The organism is uncultured Nitrospira sp., from assembly GCA_902500695.1.
Taxonomy (GTDB): Bacteria; Nitrospirota; Nitrospiria; order Nitrospirales; family UBA8639; genus Nitrospira_E.
This window is the reverse complement of the sequence record CABVRQ010000012.1, coordinates 1-19,881: the sequence shown is the minus strand read 5'-3', so window position 1 is coordinate 19,881 and position 19,881 is coordinate 1. Positions and strand designations below refer to the sequence as shown.

The following is a 19,881-nucleotide window of genomic DNA, read 5'->3' as shown; positions in this document are numbered from 1 at the left end:
TGGATTAAAAGCCATTTTCCAACTAATGGAGAGACAAAGATGGAAAAGCTCATACCCTTTAATAAACCGTTCATTGCCGGAAAAGAACTTTATTATATTGCGCAGGCGGTGACATTTGGCAATCTGGCTGGTGATGGGTATTTCACTAAAAAATGTTCTGAACTGTTTGAAAAACAGTTCGGCATTCACAAAGTGCTCATGACACCATCCTGCACGGCAGCGCTGGAAATGGCCGCAATGCTTTGTAAGCTGGGGCCCGGTGATGAGGTCATTCTCCCCTCCTATACTTTCGTCTCGACTGCCAATGCGATTGTTCGGTTGGGTGCCAAGCCGGTGTTTGTGGATATCAGACCGGACACGCTGAATCTGGATGAGAACCGGATAGAGGAAGCAATTACCCGAAATACAAAAGTCATTTTGCCTGTCCATTATGCGGGGATTGGATGCGAAATGGATCGCATTATGGCGATTGCAAAAACGCATGACCTACTGGTCATAGAAGATGCCGCGCAAGGAGTGGGAGCGTATTATAACAACCGGGCACTCGGAACCATTGGGCATCTCGGCACCTATAGTTTCCATGAGACCAAAAATTATATTTGTGGTGAGGGGGGGGCACTTTGTATCAACGATCCCGTAATGATCAAACGGGCGGAGATCATTCGAGATAAGGGGACCAACCGAAGCGAATTTTTTCGCGGGGAAGTTGATAAGTACACTTGGGTCGATATTGGATCTTCTTATGTGCCAAGTGAAATCGCCTGCGCATTCCTCTACGCCCAATTGGAGATGTTAGACCCAATTGCGGAGCGCAGAAAGGCTATTTATAAACAGTACCGGACACTCTTGAGACCCCTTGAAGTTCAAGGCCTACTGAAGCTCCCGAACAAACCCGAAGATTGCAAGAGCAACTATCATATGTTTTATATTCTTCTTCCAGATATGGAAACCAGAGATGCCCTGATGGCGCACTTGAAACGCCAGAATATTTTGGCGGTTTTTCATTTTATTCCACTCCACAGTTCCCCCATGGGGAAAAAGTTTGGATATGCCGATGGCGATTTTCCGATCACGGAGCAATTGAGCGGTCGACTTCTGCGCTTACCATTCTTTTACGAAATGACAGAAGAGGAGCAGGAATACGTCGTACAATGTATCACCGAAGGGATAGAAACCGTGAAAGGAATAATAAAGTTAAAACGAGAAGAACCTCCTGCGCTCAGGTTCGTCCAATAAGATCGGGCAGAGTTCAGCAGTAAACCAGTTGCACGAAGTGAGAAAAGAAAATCAAGGATAATATTTTCACGTTTCTCATGCCCCTACCCTGGGATTCTCAACATTTTGAGATTCCCGTTGGGCAGATTATTACTCCAGAATTAACTGACTCTGAACTGGGGGGAATTCTGTCTCTTGCCAAGGAAAAAGGCTATCACCTGATATACTGGGCCACCTCGCCAGAGCGAATTGTTCCTTTGCCAATCCTTCGAAATTTCTCAGGTTCCCTTGTAGGTAGAAAGGTTACTTATCAGCGGAAGCTGAGCTCGGAATTCACCTTCGGCGTGATGAAGAAGCCGAGCAATACTTTTAAAGTAATTGACTACCCTCCATTGCCGGCCAATCAGCAGTTATTGACTCTTGCGTTGATCGCAGGTGGCCATTCTAGGTTTCACAAAGATCCATGTATTTCGAGAGAAAAATTTGCAAGAATGTACCATATTTGGATCAATCGAAGCACTTTACGTGAAATTGCCGATGTGGTGTTTATCGTGCCGGATGCCTCAAACAGAGAGGAATATCTAGGGATGGTAACTGGGTCTGCAAAAAATGGTATGGGGAAAATTGGCTTGATGGGAGTTCAAAAAAAAGTCCAAGGTCAAGGAATCGGCTCATTGTTAATTAAGAGGCTACATGAATGGCTGTTATCCAATGGTATACATAATTCCGAGGTGATTACCCAGAAAGACAATGTGCAAGCCTGTAAATTTTATGAAAGGTCTGCGTACCTACCGGCATCTCTTCAGCATTATTATCATTTTTGGGTCCAACAGTAGATAGGGTCTTCCCTGGAATGGACAATTCGAAAAAGGCGTATATCTTTGAGAATGGAGGTGTTCAATGAGCACACCACTTAGACCAAAACAATAGAGCTTAAACAAGTAGCACTGTTCCTATTGCCGACCCGAAACGCACAGTTGGAAAAAGGCATAGGATTTTGCGTCAACTCAAAGTTCGAATTAAACCTCATCGAATACTGGCTGCACCTCATGTCCATTGAGCTCCTCTCCGATTGAACATCTCCGGCTAAGGATATATGCCATTTTGGAAAGCGTTCATAGCAACGAGACCTATTCAGAAGTAAATAAGCTGTCTGGTATGAGAAAAGCGAACGAAGGGATCAAGGATAATGCGCCGATACGGGTACTCCATCTGATTGATAGAATCACCGGTTATGGCACAACAAAATTGCTCTGGGATATTGTGCGCTTAACCCCATCGGATAAGGTCAAGCACTTAGTCGTAACCTTTTCACCCAACAAAGGGAAATGGATCTATGCAGATCTTCTGCAAGAGAAAGGTACCTATGGCCAAGTTCCGAAACGGCGTATACTGAAAATATTAGATCGTTGGGATATGACATGGTTTCTTGTACGTTACATGTCCGCGTTGTGGCATGTGGGTAAAGCCTTAATCTGGTTTCGACCGGATATTATCAATATACATACGAATTATGTCTTAACCCTTGGTCTGCCTTTAAAAATAATATTGCGGCGCCCGGTGGTTCATCTGGTTCCATCCCTCTTTTCCCAAATGGTAGATGATGGAAAAGCATGGGTGCCAAAACTTCTCGCCAAATTTCATACCTCATTCGATTGTTTCTTCACTGCTGCCTCCCGCTGCCGGGATGAGTTGCTTTCAGTAGGCATTCCCGATTCCAAAATCATTCCTCTTCGCGGGCTTCTTGATCTTGAAGAAATCAACAGGATTCTGCATAAGCGGCAACAATTCCATAAGTCAATTAGAGAACAATATCATTTGCCGTCGGATGCGTTAATTGCTCTTTCTGTCGGGCGCCTTGACTCATCCAAAGGACACGCATATGCGTTGGAAGCCCTTCCGGACCTTTTACGACTATTTCCTAAGCTTCATTGGCTTTTGGTTGGTAATGGAAATCAACTATCAGAATTAGAGGACCGGGCAAAAAAATTAGGTATTTATGACCATGTACACCTCGTTGGCTATCAGGAGGAACTCCTACCCTATTACGCAGCCGCCACCGTGTATCTTCGTACCATGATTTTTGAGGAAACTAATCTTTCAACCTATAAAGCCATGGCTATGGGGATACCTATCGTAGGATTTGATACGGGCTGTGAAACCGATCTTTTAAAAAAGGTTGGTCATGGAATTTTGGTACCCAATAAAAGTGTTGCTGGTTTATCAGCGGGGATCGCTCAGATCCTGACACTGCCTGACCACGGAAGGGAACTTGGTGGTCGTGGCCTAGAGTTTTGTCAGGCTAATTTGGACATACGATTGGGAATCGAGGATATAACCGCAGTGTATAAGAAACTTAGGGATGGAAATTGACATTCACACTACCTTAAGGGAATGGCTTTTACCAACGAACCTTTAACAAACTACAAAAATGGAGCCTGTGATACTGTTTGACAAACAAACAGAACGAGACTTACCATGGACTTGCTAGGGGTGCGACAAGCTGAGAGTCCCAAAAACGGGGACGACCCTCACGACCTGACCTGGATAATACCAGCGTAGGGAAGCAGGAGCCACGAAAGCCCGCACACGCAGCCGCACTCTTTAGCAAAAAAAAGGGGCGGCTTTTGTATTTTGAGCAAGCTCCCTGGACCAATTTCCTAACCCCCAGAAAGAGAGGGTTTGCATGACACCACCCCAAGCCACGACATCTAGCCCTTCAACAACATCATTACACGTCGTTTCGGAAGAGCCCCGTATTCCTCTTTCTTCCTTATCCATTCAGCCATTTCCGGGCTCACAAAAAATATATCGAACCGGCTCGAGGCCGGATGTACGAGTTCCAATGCGCGAGATTCATCAAACCCCAAGTCATAATCCTCAAGACCACACTAAAGTTCAGAACCCGTCTGTCATCGTCTATGATACCTCAGGACCTTATACGGATCCTTCTCTCCACATTGATGTGCGCAAAGGGCTCCATCCCCTCAGAAAGGATTGGATTGCGGAACGGCAAGACGTAGAACCTTTAAAAGAGGTTAGTTCACAGTATGGACGAACGCGGGCCAACGATCCCGCCTTACAGGCCATCCGGTTCCATTTGCAACGCCCACCCCTTCGGGCAAAATCAGGTCAAAATGTCACCCAATTGCATTATGCTCGAAAGGGAATCGTCACACCGGAAATGGAATATATTGCCATCCGGGAGAATCAAGCCCGTGAGGAGCACCCATCCGCCCAACACGCGACTGGACAAGCTTATGGGGTGACTCAACATCCTGGCCAGAACTGGGGCGCTTCCACTCCCTCCTACATCACCCCGGAGTTTGTTCGTGATGAAATTGCTCGAGGACGGGCCATTATTCCTGCCAATATCAATCATCCGGAAATTGAGCCGATGATCATCGGGCGCAATTTTCTAGTAAAAATCAACGCCAACATTGGCAATTCTGCCGTGACCTCCTCTATTGAAGAAGAAGTTGAAAAATTGATTTGGTCCATCCGCTGGGGTGGCGACACCGTCATGGACCTCTCCACAGGGAAAAACATCCACGAAACTCGTGAGTGGATTATTCGAAATTCTCCAGTACCCATAGGGACCGTTCCCATCTACCAGGCATTAGAAAAAGTGGGAGGAAAGCCTGAGGAACTTACCTGGGAAATCTTTCGAGATACTCTAGTGGAACAAGCCGAACAAGGCGTGGATTACTTCACCATTCACGCCGGTGTTCGCCTGGCCTATGTGCCACTGACGGCCTCTCGCATGACCGGCATCGTCTCACGCGGCGGATCTATCCATGCCAAATGGTGCCTCGCTCACCATCAGGAAAACTTCACCTATACGCATTTTGAAGAAATCTGCGAGATTATGAAAAGCTACGATGTGTCCTTCAGTTTAGGCGACGGACTGCGCCCTGGTTCCCTGGCCGACGCCAACGACGCGGCTCAATTTGCCGAACTGGAAACTCTGGGGGAACTCACCAAAATCGCCTGGAAACATGACGTCCAAGTCATGATTGAAGGTCCGGGACACGTTCCCATGCAACTCATTAAAGAAAACATGGACAAGCAGCTTGCAGCCTGTGACGAAGCCCCTTTTTATACCCTGGGACCCCTCACCACGGATATCGCGCCAGGCTACGACCACATCACCTCGGCGATCGGCGCGGCAATGATCGGCTGGTATGGATGCGCCATGCTGTGTTACGTCACGCCCAAGGAACATTTGGGCCTACCGGACAAAGAAGACGTGAAGGCCGGAGTCATGGCTTACAAAATCGCCGCACATGCGGCAGATTTGGCCAAAGGCCACCCAGGAGCCCAACACCGGGACAATGCTCTATCTCAGGCACGGTTTGAATTTCGATGGCAGGATCAATTCAATTTATCCCTTGACCCGGAAACGGCGAAGGATTTCCATGATGCCACACTCCCCGCGCAAGGAGCGAAGCTAGCCCATTTTTGCTCCATGTGTGGCCCGCATTTTTGTTCCATGAAAATTACCCAGGACGTGCGAGAGTATGCTGCGGAAAAACAATTGGCAGAGGATGCCGCACTGAAACAAGGCATGCAGGAAAAATCAGAAGAGTTCCGGAAAACCGGTGGAGACTTATATCTGTAAAGCGGTAAACGTCAATGGCGGAAACAGCAGGTGACCAACAGGGTTTTGGTAAGAGGCAAAGACCAAACATGATTGGCCTTTATGTTCCATAAAAACGAAATATTATCTGGAGCTCCCCTATGAATCCTATCAACATCGCTCCTTTACGAGAACGGGACATCACCCGTCACATTGCCCGGGAGTATTACAAAGAATTCGATTCACTGATTGAAAGCGATATCATCATCGTCGGAGGAGGTCCGTCCGGACTCCTCTGCGCCCGAGATCTTGCCGCGACCGGGTTCCGGACGCTGCTCATCGAACAATCACTGGCTCTTGGTGGCGGCTTTTGGTCTGGTGGATTTCTCATGAATAAAGCCACGATTTGCGAACCAGCTGATCGGATTCTTGAAGAATTGGGCATTCCATTTAAACCGATTAAAGACTGCCCGGGAATGACCATGGTTGATCCGCCTCATGTGACCAGCCGGCTCATTTCCGCTGCCTACGAAGCCGGCGTGAAGATTATGAATCTCACCAAAGTCGTCGATCTCATTCTTCGGCAAGATCAGCGAATCGAGGGTGTTGTGGTCAATAATTCCACTGTGGAAATGGCCGGACATGACACTATTCACGTCGATCCCATTGCCCTTGAAAGTCAAATTGTGGTTGATGCCACCGGTCATGATGCCGTCGTGGTGAATCTCCTCCACCAACGCAACTTATATCAGAAGGTGCCTGGAAACGGGGCTATGTGGGTGGCGCGTTCTGAAGCATTAGTGGTAGAAAATACCCGTGAAATCTATCCAAATTGCTTTGTCACTGGTTTGGCCGTTGCTGCAGTTGATGGCAGTCCACGTATGGGACCGGCGTTTGGGTCGATGTTGCTTTCAGGCCGACGTGCAGCTGAGTTAGTTCAACTCAAGCTCAAAGGTGAGTAATCACCTCTTTTTCCTGAGAGATACCAAAAGGACTGTTCGCAACACAATTTCCTATGGATATTCAAGATTTTCTCGACCAAGGTGAGGGCCACGAAGAAGATAAGGTGACAGCTTGGAACCTTTTCCAGCAGGCCTATGAACTCCAAATGAAAGGCCAACTGGAAGAAGCGGTGGATCTCTACAAACAATCCATCGACATTTTCCCGACCGCAGAAGCACACACGTTTTTAGGATGGGCCTATAGTTTCATGGGACAATTGCAGGAAGCCATTGAGGAGTGCCAAGTGGCTATTCGCCAGGATCCTGAATTCGGAAATCCCTATAACGATATCGGGGCTTACCTGATTGAGCTCAACCAGCTGGAAGAGGCTATTCCCTGGCTTGAAAAAGCGATGAAAGCCAAACGATATGAAAACCCCTCTTTCCCTCACATGAATCTCGGCCGTGTGTATGAACGACAAGGAGAATGGGACCAGGCCGTCGATTCCTACAAAAAATCTCTGGCTCTTAATCCTGAATACAAGACAGCAAAACAAGCGCTCATGCGCATTCTGACTCTTATGAACTAGAACTTATGTAAAGGCCTTACCACATGCCAGACACCAAAACGATTCTTGTGGCGGTTAGTGATATCTTCTTCTACACCAAAATACGCGATGCCTTTTTACCGCAAGGCTATAAACTGGAACGTCTCCGCACCGGAGACGACTGGCAAACGAAAGCCCTTGCCAGCCAACCGATGGGCATTATCATTAACATGAATGATGACCGGCTCAATGCTTCCGACATTGTGAAATCTCTACGCACACTTCCTCAAACACAGTCATTGCCCATTCTGGCCTTTGCCAATCATGAAGAAGTTCAAACATGGAAACTGGCGAAAGACCTTGGAATTCAAAAAATTGTCTCGCGGAATGAGTTTTCTGCGCGGACACTCGCGCTGTTTGAGGAAATCACTGCGGCAGCTACATCATGAAGACCCTTGCCCTTCATAAGCAGCATGAAACCCTAGGCGCCACGTTTCAACCTTGTGGCGAATGGGAAGTCCCCCTTCATTACGGCAACCCTCTTTTAGAGTATGAGTCCATTCATCAGAAAGCGGGCCTCGCCGACCTATCCTTACGAGGGAAAATCATGGTTACGGGTGATGACCGAGTCTCCTGGCTCCAAAGCATCATCAGTAACGATATTCTTCCTCTTAAGCCCGGTCAGGGGCGGTACTCGGCCTTCATGAATCATAAAGGAAAAATGCTGTCCTATTTTCGAGTATTTCTGCAACCGGAGACCCTGATCATTGAGGATGTCGGAGAGGTGGGTGACCTGACCTTTCAAGCCCTTCGAAAATTTCTGCTCTATGGGACAAAAGCCAAACTCCACAATGGTCTGGAGAGTTGGGGACTCCTCCTGGTTACCGGGCCGAATGGTCCTGATATTCTCAAACAAGCCCTCGGTGTAGAAGTAAATTCCCTTCAGGTTTTAGATACCATCGCATTCACATTTGGTGACATACAAGGCGTTATCGCTCGAACGGAAGAAACGGGTGGTCAAGACTTTGAATTATTTGTCCAGGTCGAAGGCCTTCCTGCACTATGGTCTCATCTCTTAACGATAGGGAAAGAGGCCGGCCTTCAGCCGATTGGAAGGGAGGCACTCGAGACCGCCAGGATTGAAGGGGGATTGTCTCGCCTTGGGCCAGACTTGAATGAAAAAATCGTTCCGCCAGAAGCGAATCTGGAGGGAATAGCCTTTAGCTTATCGAAGGGATGCTATCCCGGGCAGGAAGTCGTCGCCAGAATGGATACGTATGGATCGGTCAAAAGGCGAATGGTCGGATTAGTTCTTGAAGTAGAACCCCCACAACTACCGGAGGCCGGGGCGAAACTTTTTAGTGGAACGCGGGAAGTGGGATGGGTATCAAGCTCCACCCACTCCCCTCTTATCAAAAAACCCATTGCACTGGGATTTCCCCTACGAGATTTCACCCAACCCCAGACAAAACTGGAAATCGAGATCCGGGACCAACGCTTTCCGGCCTCTGTCTGTGCCTTGCCATTTACCCCCATTTAACCGGTTACGAAACTCCGGACCAATTCTTCTGACCCCTGAGAAAAGCCATCAGACTTTTTCTGGGTGTCGGCCGTGAGAGATCTTTTGGGCAAAAGACAATACGGCTGGACGTTGCTCGTCTTTCAGCGCGAGAAGAATATGTGCCTCATCCCCATGCATTAATCGTAGACTCAGAAAAGATTCTTCCGTACGTTTTTCTTTGTTATCCCATGTCCCGTCGATCAATTGGATCTTATCTAAATCACAGCAGGAAAAAATGTCGTATCGAAAATACGAATCCCCGATAACCATGTCAAAGAGAACATTGCCAGCCGTCATGACCATAACGTTAAAACGACCTTGATCTTCATACCCTTCCGGCAAAAATTCATTCACATACAGAAGGTTAATTTTCCGGCCTGTCAACGCCTGCTCAATCTTCGTGCCCAACGCCGGATAATCGATCTGAAGAGCCCGTTCTTCCTGATTCGTGGCGCGCAAGGCCATCTCTCTCGTTTGTTCAAATACATCTGTAGCAGTCAACACAGAACACGCTCCTTTCTTCAACGACACTGTCAATATATGTCAAATGGTTCGCTTACTGGGTGCCTACGATACCCGCCATTTGACGGAGAAAGCAAGGGAAGACCCCCATCTACTCATAACGGCATTCACGTACAATTCTTCATCGTCCCGGCGTGAATTGATTGCCTTCTCCCCTCACGGTTGGGCATACTTCGACTGTTGAACACTGCCAGGCGAACTTAAAAGGAGGACCATGATATGAATGCTGATATGTGCCTGATTGGGGGATGCACCGAACCCCTCTACGCCCCTGCCGGAACCCAATCGTTATGCAAGGAACATTTTTTACATTTTGTCACGTGGCGCAGGAAAAAAGGCGGACTGGGTATGTTTAAAAAATATAGCGCCATGAACATGGAAGAACGAGACGTGATTGTTGAAGAATGGGCCAAATCAACGTTCAGTAGCTCTTCCTCTTGATCAAAACTCCATTTTCCATGTCACACCTGTTTGGCCATTATCCTGGCCTTGCACCTTCCCGATTGACTACAAAATGAAAAAGATTCCCTAATCTTCTAATAAATAGCAAATGGAACCCCTCAGAAGTAACCCACAGCCAAGGGACGCTCAGATCTTATTCCATGAGCGGTGATCCGTGATGATGGATGATCTTCCATTCGTCTCCAATCCGCTCAAATATATTGGTTGACACTACCTGGCTATTCTGTTCGTTCTCTCCCACCCGGCTGGTGATGTTTTCTGTACAAATAACCCAGGCCACATCGGCCGCAACCTGGACCTGGACTTCAGTCAATTCAAATTTCATCGAAAACGTATTATTGAAAATGACCACCCAGGAATCTCTAACTGCCGGCCACCCCACTCGGATACTCCACCCTGGATGAATACAGGTCACATACTCCTGATGAGCCCAAATAGAATCCATCAGCGCAACATCCAGCTGTTCAAAACCACGGTAAAACAACTCATTCATCTGTGTGACTTCCTCAATCCGTTCCTTCAGCATAGTGCGCTCTCTTTCTTCGTTTCCGCCTATTTCCAGATCATGTGACTTTCATTAATACAGCACAGGATTGTCGATCAACTAACCAGACCCCGAGCAAGATCAATCCTATCCCACTTATTTCTCTCATGCCAACCGGTTCTCCCAAAATCACCAGGGAAAAAAATAAGGCAGAAACCGGAATAAGATTACCAAAAATTCCTGCTCTGGAAGGGCCGATCCCTTTGACGCCATACAACCAGGCCTGCTGACCCAACGCGGTGGCAAATACCATGACATACAGAAGTGCCAGCCAACCAGAGACGGGAACCGTCGCCAACCCGGCGTCCAAAACTTTGTGATTCATGGCCAACAACGGGATTTCAAAGATCAAAGAAATCAAAAGAGTTGTCCACGTCACGGTCAGCGGAGAGAACCGTTCCATGGTTTTGCGACAGCCAATCGTATAGAGGGCCCAACTGATTAACGCGCACACCACCAGACTTCCTCCGAGTAATGGATTGGAACCCAATCCATCCACCGCCCCGCGCCCGGAAATACTCAACACTCCAAAAAACGAGACAAGGCAACCAAACCAAATCACCCGGAGAGGCACATCCTTCAGGATTAAGGAGGACAGAAAGGCGGTAATTGCCGGGCTCGCACCAATAATAATACCCGCTGCCCCTGCCCCAATAAATTGCAGACCAAAAAGAACAAACAAGTGGTTGCCAAGAACCCCGATTCCTAGGAAAAAAAAGTTTCGCCAATCCCCCCCTGAAAAAGAAACGATCCCTTCTTTCCACAGCCAAAGAGGGATGAGGATCAGTAAGGCCCCTATTCCTCGAAACACGGATGTTTCCACTGGGGAGAATGGTCCTAAAGCGACTTTTTGAGCAACCACCGATCCTCCCCAGACCATCGCGGCCGTCGTGAGGGCAGCATAGGCCGAAAACACTGAGGATCCGGAGCTAATTGTTTTCATAGGGAGGCCGGTAAGAAAAATACGGAAGGTGCCTAACCCCAATAAGACTGTCAGGCAAAAGAACCCCTATCTCGAACACACCCTGAGATGAGCCTACCAAGGGTTCATCCACACAAACGAAATCTTTTGTTCCACATTACTCAACTCAAACCTCAAACGCGACTCCTAAAAATGCAACAGAACCTCTCTCGTCCGTTATGAATGACCCATCGCTGCTATAACAATCGTCCAAAGGTTCGTCAAGGTCAGACAATTACTGCCTTCCGTTAAAATATATATATGTGTCCATAATATGTATGGTTATTGGCCCCCAAAATTCATTAAAATGTTTTTTAAATTCACCTAATTTTCCCGCAGGCCCGAATGGCTTATTAGATAGGTCTTCTGTCCGGTTGACGCAAATAAATTTACACCGTTAAAATCGCCAAAGAGTTGATACCGTGCGAGCCCTCATGCCAAGGGAAATTTCATTAAGAATCGTAGGCGTTGGCTTCCTACAATTGACATGACGGTTTACCTGTCCCCTAAGGAGGAATTATGTCGTTGCTAATCACAGAAGAGTGCATTAATTGTGGTGCCTGTCTCCCCGAATGTCCCAACGAAGCAATTTTTGAGACACGTAGTGCCGCAGAAGAAAAGGGCAATAAGGTCGGTGAAGGTCAGGGTGATGGAGATACGGTATACGTGATTACTTATGAGCGCTGCACAGAGTGCGTCGGTCATTTCGATGAGCCTCAATGTGCGGCTGTCTGTCCTGTGGACGATTGCTGCATACCTGATCCGGAAATCCCTGAGACAACTGATACGCTACTGGATAAGGCCAAACAGCTGAATCCTGACAAAGAAATCGACCCGGCGAAAATTTGGGCCGGCGTTAGAAATTAACCAAACACAAAAACCTGGTTCGACAAAAAAGCCCCTTCCGACATTCCACGGAAGGGGCTTTTTATTTGGTACTTCCCAAAAATGATGGGGCCCTCACTGTGTATTTTCAGCTCACCTCTTCTAATTCATGAAGCCGAACAGCTATCAACTTCGAAACCCCAGGATCCTCCATCGTCACACCAAATAGGGAGTTAGCAGTCTCCATGGTGCGTTTATTGTGTGTGATCACAATAAATTGAGACCGGTCCGCCATTTGTCGCAAAAATTGACCAAACCGGACCACATTCGTTTCATCTAATGGCGCATCCACCTCATCCAATACACAAAATGGAGAAGGACGAATCAGAAAGCTCGCAAACAGGAGAGCCATCACGGTCATCGTCTTTTCCCCCCCAGAGAGCATATTGAGGTTTTTCAAGCGCTTCCCTGGTGGTTGGGCGACAATTTCAACACCTGGCTCAAGAGTTGGCGCTTCAGATTCCTGCCCTTCATGAGTTTCTTCCACTAGAATCAACTCAGCACGTCCTCCAGCGAACAAAGCTGAAAAGACTTCACTAAATTTCACCTGCAGTTCTTTAAAGGTATCCACAAATAGCTTATTGGTTGTCTGATTTAATCGCTGAATAATTTCTTGAAGCGATTGGATTGAACCGGCTAAATCTTCTTCTTGCGCTAATAAAAATTGATAGCGTTCTTCTAATTGAGCATGTTCCTCAATAGCGGCCAGGTTAATCGGACCGATACGCTCTAATTTTTTCCTGATACCCTGCAACTGCTCTCTCCACTGTCCGGTTTTCTCCTCGTCAGATGCCTGTTCGCTCCCTTCCAACACTTCAGGGGTCTGTTCCGCATCCTGAGGATACTTGAGGTCATCCGTCGAAATTTCATAAGTCATGGTCAGCGTTTCTTGCACAGCATGGAACTTCGCCCGAACCTCTGCCAAACGCCCCTCAATTGGCACTCGGGATTTGAAGATATGGCTCAGTGTTTCCCGAGCCTTACCAATCAGACCATCCAATCGTTTCACTCCCTCCATACATTCTGCATGCCGGTTCTCAAGCTCCAATAATGTTCCGGCAATGGCCTCTTTCTGGATGTCTAATTCTTCGACCAAACCCTCATTCCTGAGTCGTTCCTCCTGGCTTTTTCGACTTTGGAGAAAGAGGTGCTCCAATTGTCCATCAATCTGTCGAATACGGGTGTTCCTATGCTCTTCTTCCCGTTCAATCCGTTCAACATTAGCTTGTTCATGATCCCATTGGGACTTCAGAGACTGAAAGTTCATTCGAGTGTCATTGAGGCTTTGCAACATGTCTTGTCGCTCTTGGTCTAATGTATTGAGAGCATCCAACAGTTGACGAAGAGCCTCATCTTCTTGAGCCCGTGTCTGATTGAGATGCTCGAGCCGGGTCCGAACCTCTACCTCTTCAACTTGGAGCTGGCCCCATTCCTCCTCTTCCGCTAATCGATCCTGCTGAAGTGCATCTAACCGACGAACGAGATCGGGAAGAGCCTTCTCTTTTGAAGAAGCCTCTTTTTGAATGGTCAACATCTGAAATTCCATTTCGCGAATGGACAAAGTGGCTTCCTCAAGTTGTCGCGACACATCCTCAATTTCCTGTAGAAGCGATTTCCGGTTCGCTTTGGCTTCCTCCAACCCCACGGTGAGCGTATTCAACTTTTCTTCCAATGTGAGAATTTCTCGACGACGACGTAATAATCCACCAGCTTCTCCACCAGACCCACCACTGATGACCCCGGATGGAGACACAAGTTCCCCGCCCAAAGCCACTAAAAGCGGACCGTCCCCCTGGAACCAGGAATGTGAGGTCATGAGATTCAACGCTCCAGCCAATGACTTGACAATGACCGTATTCCCCAACAAGGCCTCAACGACAGGCTTTAACTCGTCCGGAACCTGAATGAAATCCACAGCCAAGCCCAGCACCTCCGTGTCGTGCTGAACGACGCTCCACCATTCGGCTGGCCCCTTTGGACCTTGTCGCGGAATATTCAAGGGAATAAAGCTGCCTTTTCCCCATTCATGTTGTTTGAATTGCCCAATGGACATTTCGGCCTCTTGTGACGATTGGACAATCCACGCCTGCAACCGCTCACCCAGAACCGCTTCTATGGCTTTTTCAACATTCTCGGGCACTTCCATCCGTTCGGCCAAAGCCTCCTGAATGCACGAACACGCGACGCGAATTGAGGCTTCATCACCCTCACCATGATGGCCATACCCTATTTCTTCCCGAAAGACACTTTGAATGGCACGTAATTCAGATTCGGCACCAGCGGCTTGGGTTTGGTGGTCGAGAATTTTTTCATCAAGCTCTTCCCTGGTTTCTCGCTGACTTTGCAGGTTGACCTCTAATCGGTCCTGATTGTTCCGAAGCTCATCAAGCTGACCTTCGAGAGATGAGCATTCCTGTCGAAGGGCTTCGCTTTCAGATTGGAGTGTGGTTTGATCGGTCTGCGACTGAGCATATTCCACTGCCAAACGTTCAATCCGTCTGGCCATCGAACTCTGTCCTTCAGCAATACTTCTCAGGCGGTTTTCCTGATTCGTTTTATCTACAGCTAAGGCCAGAATGGTTTCTCGCCCTTTGTCGACCTTCTCGGCAGTGTCTCGACGGCGAACAGCGAGATCGGCTATGCTCCCCTCTCCTTCTTTCACAGTGACAGAAAGAATTTCCATCTCACACCGAATTTGGGCCAGACGCTCTCTCAGAGCTTCCAAGGAACCCGTGGCATCCTGGCCCTCCCCATTCAGCCGAGCCCGCTCCTCCATGACCTGCTCATGTTGCTGTTCATATTGATCAAGCCGGTTGCGTTCAATCTGAATCGCCGTAAACGCATGGGACATTTGTTGCTCAATCTCTCGAAATCGGTCCTGTGCTTCCTTAAGAGTTTCGCTAGCAGACGTCAGCTCCAATTGCACGTCTTGGTGCTCGGCCACAAGCCTAGCCTCTTCAGCCACGCAGGCAATCTCCTGGTTTTCAGATTCGTGTAACTCGTTTTCAAACTGACACTGGTCTTGAAAAAACCGGCGAAAGTCATGGGTCAACAACTGCACCTCAAGCTCCCGAGCTTCACGGAGAAACGCCTGATACTCCTCTGCCTGTTTCGCCTGACGATTGAGCGTCCGAAGCTGACCTCGAACTTCTCCTAGAATATCCCGAACCCGCAAAAGATTATTTTCTGTACTTTGTAATTTCCGTAATGCCTCGGCCTTTTGCTTCTTATATCGAATAATACCTGCCGTGCCCTCAATAAACTCACGCCGTTCCTGTGGGGAAGCACTGAGCAACTGTTCAATATTGCCCTGTTCAATCACAGACTGCCCTCGAGCTCCTGCCCGGGCATTCCAGAGAAATCCTCGAATATCCTTAAGTCGGCAGGGAATCTTATTAAAATAATATTCACTGTCTCCCTCGCGGTAAAGCCGACGAGTAATCATGACGTCCGTTGCCTGGTCAAGCCCTTCCAGAAGGGCAGAGACAGGCTCCAACTCACGAGGCGTCACCTCGGAAAAAATGAGCGAAGCCTCGACCATTCCCATGGGTTTACGTTGTTCAGTCCCATTAAAAATCACGTCTTCCATGCGCTCACTTCGTAAACTCTTCACGCTTTGCTCACCCATCGCCCACAGAATGGCATCCACGATATTACTCTTACCTGTCCCGTTGGGACCGACAACAGCGGTTATCCCATTCGGAAAATCTATTTTTGCCTCAGCAAAGGATTTAAACCCACTGACGACTAGAGTACGAAGATACATATTCCCTCCCAGAATGGAGTGGATGACAGGGCAGTAATTTGGCTCAAATCAGTACCATAAAGAAGAAAGAAAAATCAAAATTTTCCACAAAATACGGTGGGTCTGACTATCAGCCTATTCAATATCTTGACATATTGCCAAAACCAAGGCTCCTGTCAACAGGATAAAACTATGGAGCCTTTTACGGAGAATCCCCTATGCCATGAGGATTCCCCAATCAAACAGATCTACCGGTTTCAGTATATTGGGAAAGATAATGAGGAAGGATAAATTCTGAAAATATACGCTCGCGCTCCTCCCGGAAAGCGGAAATCCAAAGGAACTTATCGCTGGCCTTTGGCCATCAGTAATTCTTTGGGAAGAAGAAATTCAACATTCTCTTCCACCACGGTCAACTCCTCTACCGATGTCGCTCCTTGATCCTTCAAAAACTTAATGACCTGAGCCACTAATACTTCTGGAGCCGAGGCCCCTGCCGCAATGCCGATGGCGTTCACGCCTTCCAACCATTTGGTCTGAATATCCTGATAAGAATCAATGAGATATGAAGGAATTCCACACCGTTCGCCCAATTCTCTTAATCTGTTCGAATTGGAGCTATTGGGAGACCCGATTACCAGAATGACATCAACAAAACGGGACAGCTCTTTGACAGCATTTTGCCGGTTTTGCGTGGCATAACAAATATCTTCCTGGTGTGGCCCCTTAATACCGGGAAACCGACGATGTAAGGCGGCAACAATATCTCGACATTCATCCACGCTCAACGTGGTTTGAGTGACATACGACAGGTGAAGAGGATTTTCTACTTCTAATGAGTCCACATCCTCAACAGAGGAAACTAAATGGAATTTATCAGGCACCTGTCCCAGGGTTCCCACAACCTCAGGGTGCCCCGCGTGACCAATCAGGATCAGCTCATATTCGTTGGAATAATCCCGATTCACTTCGTTATGGACCTTAATGACCAGGGGACATGTGGCATCAATCACTTTCAAATTTCGCCGCGTAGATTCTTCCCACACCTCTTTTGCCACACCATGTGCACTGAAAATGACGATGGCGCCATCAGGAACCTCATTCAGTTCTTCCACAAAAATAGCACCCTTTCCACGAAGGGACTCGACCACATGACGGCTATGTACAATTTCATGCCGAACATAAATTGGTGCACCATAGGTCTTTAAGGACAAATCGACGATTTCAATCGCTCGATCCACTCCCGCACAGAACCCTCTAGGATTGGCCAGGAAGATTTTCAACGCACCCTCCTTCTAATTATTTTCTATCTTCATTATCTATCCCACTCATGCCTTTTGCTTGCGCACGATAGGCTAAATTGCAAGAGATCGTCAACACAATCCCCAACCCGGTTTCTCCGGTAACAAGGGAACAACACCGAAAGGGCAATTCTATCCCCACCGAACCAAAGCTGTGCCCCACGTGAGGCCTCCACCAAAGGCCCCCAACATGACCCGATCGCCCTTCTTCAGTCTCTGATCTCGATTCGCATGATCTAATGCCATCGGCAATGAAGCCGAGGAGGTATTTCCGACTTGCTCGATCATCGTGAGGCATCGCTCATGAGGGACCCCGATATTCTCACAAAATTGGGCAAGCATACGTCCATTTGCTTGATGGAAAATGACCTGATCGAGCTGCGACGCATCCCATTTCTCCTGCTCCAAATGGTCGCGGACCGCTTGGCCTAGACGCCTGATTGCGAGGCGAAACACCCTTGAACCCCGTATTCGCAAGGTATGCTCATTGGAATCAAGGACAGATTGAGACAAAGGCTGACGGGAACCCCCTCCGGCAATTTTGACCAGATCATGATATGCCCCGTCGGCGTGCAGTCGAATGCTGACGACACCCAGGTCAGAGTTTGATGATCTCTCGACAATGGCCGCACCGGCCCCATCACCAAATAAAATGGTTGTACTCAAATCTTTGACATCCAAGGACCGGGACTTGATTTCCGAAGCCACGACGAGACATCTCCGAAACTTCCCGGCCCGAATGAAACAATCCGCCATGGAGAGGCCATAGAGAAACCCCGAGCAAGAGGCTGAGAGATCAAATGCCGGGATACCCTTGATCCCCAACCGAGCTTGAAGCAAGCAGGCCGTGGAGGGGAACATCATCTCTGGAGAGGTGGAGGAGACAAGAATGGCGTCAAGATCCTCCGGGACCAACCCGGCCTGATCCAATGCCCTTCGAGTAGCCTGCTCTGCCAAGAAAGAGCATTCCTCATGTGGACCAGCCCAGAATCTGTTCCGGATACCTGACACTCGAAAAATATACGAAGGCTCAATCCCTAACAGATCGGCCACCTCCTGGTTATCTACCAGACGACCGGGGAGAAAGGAGCCGGTTCCCACAATTCTAGAGAGGTTGCCATGCATATACTCGTGGCCTATTCGTTGAATTCACAACAATTACCGACTGTCGCAATTAGTTTATGCCTACCACATAGTGTGGCAAAAAAGAGACAATTTTCGGTGAAAGATTTAACCTATTCTCAATATTAAAGACTTTCTTTTATTGGTCCGAATCTTGTATAGATTATAGGCTATTTCATACTCTCTGTATCGACATTCACCACAGCTCATGATCATTTACTGCCTGGAGTGATTTACCTGTGACATTTCCTGTCAATTTCCGATCTCTTTTGATCCTCTTCTTCACTGCTCTTTTCATAATCGCTGGATGTTCCTCCACACCCAAACCTACTGACACCACATCGAAACAAGCAGTGTCTTCAACGGACGAACAAATTTTCGTTGGTGATTCCGTAGAAATGAATTACGATCCGAACGTGATCATGAAACGGGCCGAATCATTTTTTGACAAAGAATCCTATGCGGAATCCATCGTGGAATACAAACATTTTCTCGACCTCCACCGAAATCACGTCTTGGCACCTTATGCCCAATACAAAATTGGGGTCAGCCATTTCAAACAATACCGGACAGTCGATCGTGACCCTGAGCCCCTGGAGCTATCCATTCAGAACTTCGACAAACTTCTTCAAGAATTTCCGGCAAGCCGCTATGAAACCGAAGCGAAGCAAACCATTCTGATTTGTAAAGAACAATTAGCCCAACGACATTTGATGGTTGGGGAATTCTACCTCGGCCGGGGTTCCTATCTCGCTGCGGCCCATCGATTCGAAAAAATTATCAAGGAGTTTCCTGAATTAGAAACTGCCGGGGATGCCATGTTCCATCTGGCGAAAACCTACCAGGACCTGGGCATCGAAGAATGGTCACAGGAATGGTTACTTGCCCTGGTCAATGAACATCCCAACAACCCCTATCACTCAGACGGGCAAAAACTTTTGGCAAAGCTACAAAAAAAGAATCCGACTTTTCTGGCTTCCCTTCCCCCCGATCACGCGATGGAGGAAGAAAACGCTCCAAAACCCTCAACAATAGAACAAAAACCTAGGAATCAAGCCCTCGTAAGGACAGTATCCCATAGCCCGGAATCTCCATTGTTATCCTCAGTCGTCGCCCCTTCACCTGCGTTGACACCCGCCACACCGAGCGACCCAACTGCGTCAGAGCCAACCGTCTCCGACGGAGCCTGCACAATTGGTACCTGGTGTGACTCACCATCCTCCACGATCACGACCGCACCCACCCAATTATCGAGTGATGTCATATCCTGCAAAACCGGCGAATGGTGTTAACCCGCTACCTACCTGAACCTCGTCGAATAATCTTATAGAGGCCATTTGACTTCGTTGGCCCCATTCTCCAACCAACAGCAATTTGCCATCCGTAAGTATCTGGCCTGCTGGGCCTAATCCTTATAATCGATTTAAACGAAGGACATCACGTTCCAAGAATTTTCAATGTGCAGGCTCCTGACCGCTTTCGAGATGCCTTCTCA

The 19,881-nt window shown here is 48.0% G+C and carries 17 protein-coding genes and 1 riboswitch; of the genes, 11 read left to right on the top strand and 6 right to left on the bottom strand.

Annotated elements, in window-relative coordinates:
- The first annotated feature begins 39 nt into the window (after nucleotides 1–39).
- From rffA to AAH187_RS04800, 8 genes are all read left to right on the top strand, one after another.
- Nucleotides 40–1,236, top strand: coding sequence for a dTDP-4-amino-4,6-dideoxygalactose transaminase (gene rffA / locus AAH187_RS04835; RefSeq protein ID WP_342347304.1), 1,197 nt, complete (start codon nucleotides 40–42; stop codon nucleotides 1,234–1,236).
- Between the two features lie 77 nt (nucleotides 1,237–1,313).
- Nucleotides 1,314–2,051 (top strand): GNAT family N-acetyltransferase, encoded by a 738-nt coding sequence (locus AAH187_RS04830; RefSeq protein WP_342347303.1) that lies wholly within the window; start codon nucleotides 1,314–1,316, stop codon nucleotides 2,049–2,051.
- A 322-nt stretch (nucleotides 2,052–2,373) separates the two neighbouring features.
- Complete coding sequence (locus AAH187_RS04825; protein ID WP_342347302.1) at nucleotides 2,374–3,588, top strand: glycosyltransferase family 4 protein; 1,215 nt, start codon at nucleotides 2,374–2,376, stop codon at nucleotides 3,586–3,588.
- A gap of 106 nt (nucleotides 3,589–3,694) precedes the next feature.
- Nucleotides 3,695–3,797: riboswitch (TPP riboswitch) on the top strand.
- A 176-nt stretch (nucleotides 3,798–3,973) separates the two neighbouring features.
- Complete coding sequence (gene thiC / locus AAH187_RS04820; RefSeq protein ID WP_342347349.1) at nucleotides 3,974–5,836, top strand: phosphomethylpyrimidine synthase ThiC; 1,863 nt, start codon at nucleotides 3,974–3,976, stop codon at nucleotides 5,834–5,836.
- A 119-nt stretch (nucleotides 5,837–5,955) separates the two neighbouring features.
- Nucleotides 5,956–6,756 carry a sulfide-dependent adenosine diphosphate thiazole synthase gene (locus tag AAH187_RS04815; protein ID WP_342347301.1) on the top strand — a complete coding sequence of 267 codons (801 nt, stop codon included), beginning with the start codon at nucleotides 5,956–5,958 and terminating at the stop codon, nucleotides 6,754–6,756.
- Between the two features lie 104 nt (nucleotides 6,757–6,860).
- Nucleotides 6,861–7,325, top strand: coding sequence for a tetratricopeptide repeat protein (locus AAH187_RS04810; RefSeq protein ID WP_342347300.1), 465 nt, complete (start codon nucleotides 6,861–6,863; stop codon nucleotides 7,323–7,325).
- Between the two features lie 23 nt (nucleotides 7,326–7,348).
- Complete coding sequence (locus AAH187_RS04805; RefSeq protein ID WP_342347299.1) at nucleotides 7,349–7,732, top strand: histidine kinase; 384 nt, start codon at nucleotides 7,349–7,351, stop codon at nucleotides 7,730–7,732.
- Entirely contained in the window at nucleotides 7,729–8,823 is a 1,095-nt protein-coding gene (locus tag AAH187_RS04800; protein WP_342347298.1) for an aminomethyltransferase family protein, read from the top strand. Before AAH187_RS04805 ends, AAH187_RS04800 begins: the two co-directional genes overlap by 4 nt.
- Before the next feature lie 48 nt (nucleotides 8,824–8,871).
- On the opposite strand, the gene AAH187_RS04795 is transcribed toward AAH187_RS04800, so the two are convergent.
- Nucleotides 8,872–9,348: a hypothetical protein gene (locus tag AAH187_RS04795; RefSeq protein ID WP_342347297.1), complete on the bottom strand. Its 477-nt coding sequence runs from the start codon at nucleotides 9,346–9,348 to the stop codon at nucleotides 8,872–8,874.
- Between the two features lie 237 nt (nucleotides 9,349–9,585).
- Here AAH187_RS04795 and AAH187_RS04790 point away from each other — a divergent pair, with 237 nt between their 5' ends.
- A complete protein-coding gene (locus AAH187_RS04790) occupies nucleotides 9,586–9,807 on the top strand; it encodes a hypothetical protein (RefSeq protein ID WP_342347296.1) in 222 nt (73 codons plus the stop codon).
- A gap of 154 nt (nucleotides 9,808–9,961) precedes the next feature.
- Here the strand turns inward: AAH187_RS04790 and AAH187_RS04785 are convergent, their stop codons facing one another.
- The gene (locus AAH187_RS04785) at nucleotides 9,962–10,354 is read right to left on the bottom strand and encodes a nuclear transport factor 2 family protein (RefSeq protein ID WP_342347295.1); all 393 of its coding nucleotides are present in this window, start codon (nucleotides 10,352–10,354) and stop codon (nucleotides 9,962–9,964) included.
- Nucleotides 10,355–10,391: 37 nt separating this feature from the next.
- Nucleotides 10,392–11,315: a DMT family transporter gene (locus AAH187_RS04780; RefSeq protein ID WP_342347294.1), complete on the bottom strand. Its 924-nt coding sequence runs from the start codon at nucleotides 11,313–11,315 to the stop codon at nucleotides 10,392–10,394.
- 537 nt (nucleotides 11,316–11,852) lie between these two features.
- Between AAH187_RS04780 and AAH187_RS04775 the strand changes: the two genes are divergently transcribed.
- A complete protein-coding gene (locus AAH187_RS04775) occupies nucleotides 11,853–12,200 on the top strand; it encodes a 4Fe-4S dicluster domain-containing protein (RefSeq protein ID WP_342347293.1) in 348 nt (115 codons plus the stop codon).
- A gap of 106 nt (nucleotides 12,201–12,306) precedes the next feature.
- Here AAH187_RS04775 and smc read toward each other — a convergent pair whose 3' ends face one another.
- The 3 genes from smc to AAH187_RS04760 form a co-directional block, all read right to left on the bottom strand.
- Complete coding sequence (gene smc / locus AAH187_RS04770) at nucleotides 12,307–15,984, bottom strand: chromosome segregation protein SMC (protein ID WP_342347292.1); 3,678 nt, start codon at nucleotides 15,982–15,984, stop codon at nucleotides 12,307–12,309.
- 323 nt (nucleotides 15,985–16,307) lie between these two features.
- Entirely contained in the window at nucleotides 16,308–17,246 is a 939-nt protein-coding gene (gene ispH / locus AAH187_RS04765; RefSeq protein WP_342347291.1) for a 4-hydroxy-3-methylbut-2-enyl diphosphate reductase, read from the bottom strand.
- Between the two features lie 150 nt (nucleotides 17,247–17,396).
- Complete coding sequence (locus AAH187_RS04760; protein ID WP_342347290.1) at nucleotides 17,397–18,389, bottom strand: beta-ketoacyl-ACP synthase III; 993 nt, start codon at nucleotides 18,387–18,389, stop codon at nucleotides 17,397–17,399.
- 395 nt (nucleotides 18,390–18,784) lie between these two features.
- Between AAH187_RS04760 and bamD the strand changes: the two genes are divergently transcribed.
- Entirely contained in the window at nucleotides 18,785–19,678 is an 894-nt protein-coding gene (bamD, locus tag AAH187_RS04755) for an outer membrane protein assembly factor BamD (RefSeq protein WP_342347289.1), read from the top strand.
- Nucleotides 19,679–19,881 lie beyond the last annotated feature (203 nt).

Bases quoted from the DNA above. Each gene is read 5' to 3' on its own strand.
- AAH187_RS04805 (WP_342347299.1), top strand. From the start codon at position 7,349: ATGCCAGACACCAAAACGATTCTTGTGGCGGTTAGTGATATCTTCTTC.
- AAH187_RS04825 (WP_342347302.1), top strand. From the start codon at position 2,374: ATGAGAAAAGCGAACGAAGGGATCAAGGATAATGCGCCGATACGGGTA.
- smc (WP_342347292.1), bottom strand. From the start codon at position 15,984: ATGTATCTTCGTACTCTAGTCGTCAGTGGGTTTAAATCCTTTGCTGAG.
- AAH187_RS04790 (WP_342347296.1), top strand. From the start codon at position 9,586: ATGAATGCTGATATGTGCCTGATTGGGGGATGCACCGAACCCCTCTAC.
- bamD (WP_342347289.1), top strand. From the start codon at position 18,785: ATGAATTACGATCCGAACGTGATCATGAAACGGGCCGAATCATTTTTT.
- AAH187_RS04760 (WP_342347290.1), bottom strand. From the start codon at position 18,389: ATGCATGGCAACCTCTCTAGAATTGTGGGAACCGGCTCCTTTCTCCCC.
- AAH187_RS04780 (WP_342347294.1), bottom strand. From the start codon at position 11,315: ATGAAAACAATTAGCTCCGGATCCTCAGTGTTTTCGGCCTATGCTGCC.
- AAH187_RS04815 (WP_342347301.1), top strand. From the start codon at position 5,956: ATGAATCCTATCAACATCGCTCCTTTACGAGAACGGGACATCACCCGT.
- AAH187_RS04830 (WP_342347303.1), top strand. From the start codon at position 1,314: ATGCCCCTACCCTGGGATTCTCAACATTTTGAGATTCCCGTTGGGCAG.
- AAH187_RS04785 (WP_342347295.1), bottom strand. From the start codon at position 10,354: ATGCTGAAGGAACGGATTGAGGAAGTCACACAGATGAATGAGTTGTTT.
- AAH187_RS04800 (WP_342347298.1), top strand. From the start codon at position 7,729: ATGAAGACCCTTGCCCTTCATAAGCAGCATGAAACCCTAGGCGCCACG.
- AAH187_RS04775 (WP_342347293.1), top strand. From the start codon at position 11,853: ATGTCGTTGCTAATCACAGAAGAGTGCATTAATTGTGGTGCCTGTCTC.
- rffA (WP_342347304.1), top strand. From the start codon at position 40: ATGGAAAAGCTCATACCCTTTAATAAACCGTTCATTGCCGGAAAAGAA.